The sequence below is a fragment of the Nonomuraea deserti genome (assembly GCF_004348685.1).
Taxonomy (GTDB): Bacteria; Actinomycetota; Actinomycetes; order Streptosporangiales; family Streptosporangiaceae; genus Nonomuraea; species Nonomuraea deserti.
Window position 1 is genome coordinate 1 of the sequence record NZ_SMKO01000382.1, and the last position, 2,439, is coordinate 2,439.

Annotated in this window: 1 protein-coding gene; it reads left to right on the forward strand. The window is 66.6% G+C overall.

Translation table 11 applies throughout. From position 1 onward, the window contains the following. Positions 1–605: 605 nt before the first annotated feature. A complete protein-coding gene (ltrA, locus tag E1292_RS50140) occupies positions 606–2,360 on the forward strand; it encodes a group II intron reverse transcriptase/maturase (protein ID WP_132606835.1) in 1,755 nt (584 codons plus the stop codon). Positions 2,361–2,439 lie beyond the last annotated feature (79 nt).

A 2,439-nucleotide genomic window follows, 5' to 3' on the forward strand; every position in this document is an offset into this window, starting at 1 on the left:
TTGGTCCCCGCCCCGACGTGCGTCGGTGGGTCTTGCTCACCGGGGTGCGAAGCTCGGGGAAGACGCCCAAGGGCCCCTGTTCCGTCTGGGGGAGCAACCGGGCAAGGGGAAGACCGGACGGGTGAACGCGAGTGAACTCTTCGATGAGGCCTCGTCAAGGAGAGCCCTGGGCGACGGGATGAGGACCAGGGTGGCAGGGCCTGGCCGCTGGAAGAGGCGGCAAGCGGCGTCCAGAACCTCTGATCTGGGCGTGTGAACACCGCTGGCCTCGGGGTTTAGAAGGGCGTCCTCCCCGGTCGTGTCTCGTGTGCGCGGAACGTGGAAACCTCGTCGAGGTCCAGGCCGTTGGTGGCCTGGTAGGCCGATCGCGAGATGGGCGGAATCCCTCGGCGGGACAGGATGCCCAAGAAGCGGATGCCGGTGGCCGAAAGGCAACGGGACCTGCGACGGTATGGCTGCTCCTTCAGGCGGCCCGTTGCGGGGAACCGGCCGGATGCCGGACACATTGCGTCCGGGCTCGAAAGGGCGCTGACGTGGGCAGGTGAGCCTTTGAACGCCGAGGCCGAGGGCCTTTCGAACCGAGGGGCAAGTTGGACACCATTACGGTGAACGGACCCGAGGGCATTCTCGACTGGGACACCATCGACTGGCGGACCCATGAGCAGAACGTAGTGAGGCTGCGGCGCAGGATCTTCAAGGCGACGCGGGAGGGGGACTGGGCCACGGTCCGGTCCTTGCAGAAGATGATGCTGAGGTCCTGGTCGAACACGCTGGTCAGCGTCCGCCAGGTCACCCAGCGCAATACCGGGCGCCGGACGGCCGGGATCGACGGTGAGGTCGCTTTGACCTCGCAGGCCAGGGCGGAGGCGGCGGTGCACGTGCACCGAACCCGAGCGTCCTGGGATCCGCTGCCGGTCCGGCGCGTGCACATTCCCAAGGCCAGTGGAAAGCTCCGCCCGCTCGGCATTCCAGTGATCATGGACCGGTGTCATCAGGCACGGGTTCGTCACGCGTTGGAGCCGGAATGGGAGGCCCGGTTCGAGCCCAGATCGTATGGGTTCAGGCCGGGCCGGAGCTGCGCTGATGCGATCGACACCTTGTTCGTCACCCTTCGCGGCCCTCGGGCCAACCGGGTGTGGATCTTAGATGCCGATCTGTCGGCCGCGTTCGACAACATCAACCACGAACAGCTCCTCGACGCGCTCGGCGGGTTCCCCGCCAGGGACCTCATCGCGCGCTGGCTGAAGGCCGGGGTGGTCGAGGACGAGATGTTCACGCCCACCGACGAGGGCTCGCCCCAGGGCGGTGTGATCAGTCCGCTGTTGATGAACGTGGCACTCCATGGGCTGGAGGAGGCCGCAGGGGTCCGTTACCGCATGACCGGTGTGACGGCCGGTCGGGCGCGGGAAGGGACTCCGGTTCTGGTGAGGTATGCCGATGACCTGGTGGTCTGCTGTTACTCCGAGCAGGAAGCCTACCGGGTCAAGCAGCGGCTGGCTCAGTGGCTGGAGCCGCGAGGACTGGTCTTCAACGAGGACAAGACGAAGGTCGTCCACGCCGGCGAAGGCTTTGACTTCCTGGGTTTCAGCGTTCGCCGCTACTCCAACGGCAAGCTGCTGATCAAACCAAGCCGGGACGCGGTCAAGCGTATTCGCAAGAGGCTCACCGATGAGACGCGCAGGATGCGGGGCTCCTCGGTGAGGGAGCTGATCTCCAGGCTCAACCCCATCATCCGGGGCTGGGCCGCCTATTACCGGGGTGTGGTGGCCGCTCAGATCTTCAACGAATTGGACCACCACGTGTGGTGGCTCACCTGGCGGTGGGCCGTCCGCCAACATCCCAACAAGTCGAAGAAGTGGATCAAACGCCGCTACTTCGGCAAGCACAACCGGTTCCGGGACGACCACTGGGTGTTCGGCGAACAGGTCGGCGATCACGCCCGTTACCTGGTCAAGTTCTCCTGGACACCGATCGTCCGGCACCAGCTCGTCCGGCCCGGAGCGTCCCCCGACGACCCAGACCTGATCGAGTACTGGGCCAAGCGGCGCAGGAAGGTCACGCCCCCGCTGGACGGCTACAACCTCGCCCTGCTGACCAAGCAGGACGGGCGTTGCCCGCTCTGCGGGGAGAATCTTCTGACCGCTGACCAGCCGCCACAGTCCCCGAACCAGTGGGAACGCTGGTGGCTGGGTGTTGCTCGGCGGGCGATCGCCGCCGACTATCTCACCCACGAGCGGCACGGCACGCCGGACGGCAAGCGAACACGCATGGTGCACACCTCCTGCTACCGCACCCTCCGGGCACGCAACCGCAGGAGACCGGCCACATTCTCACCCGCCGAGCCCTCGGGGCTTGCTTGAGCCGTGGTGCGGGGAAAGCCCGCTTGCCCGGTTCTGAGGGGGCGGCGGCACGGCAACGTGCCGCCGCTACCCGACACTG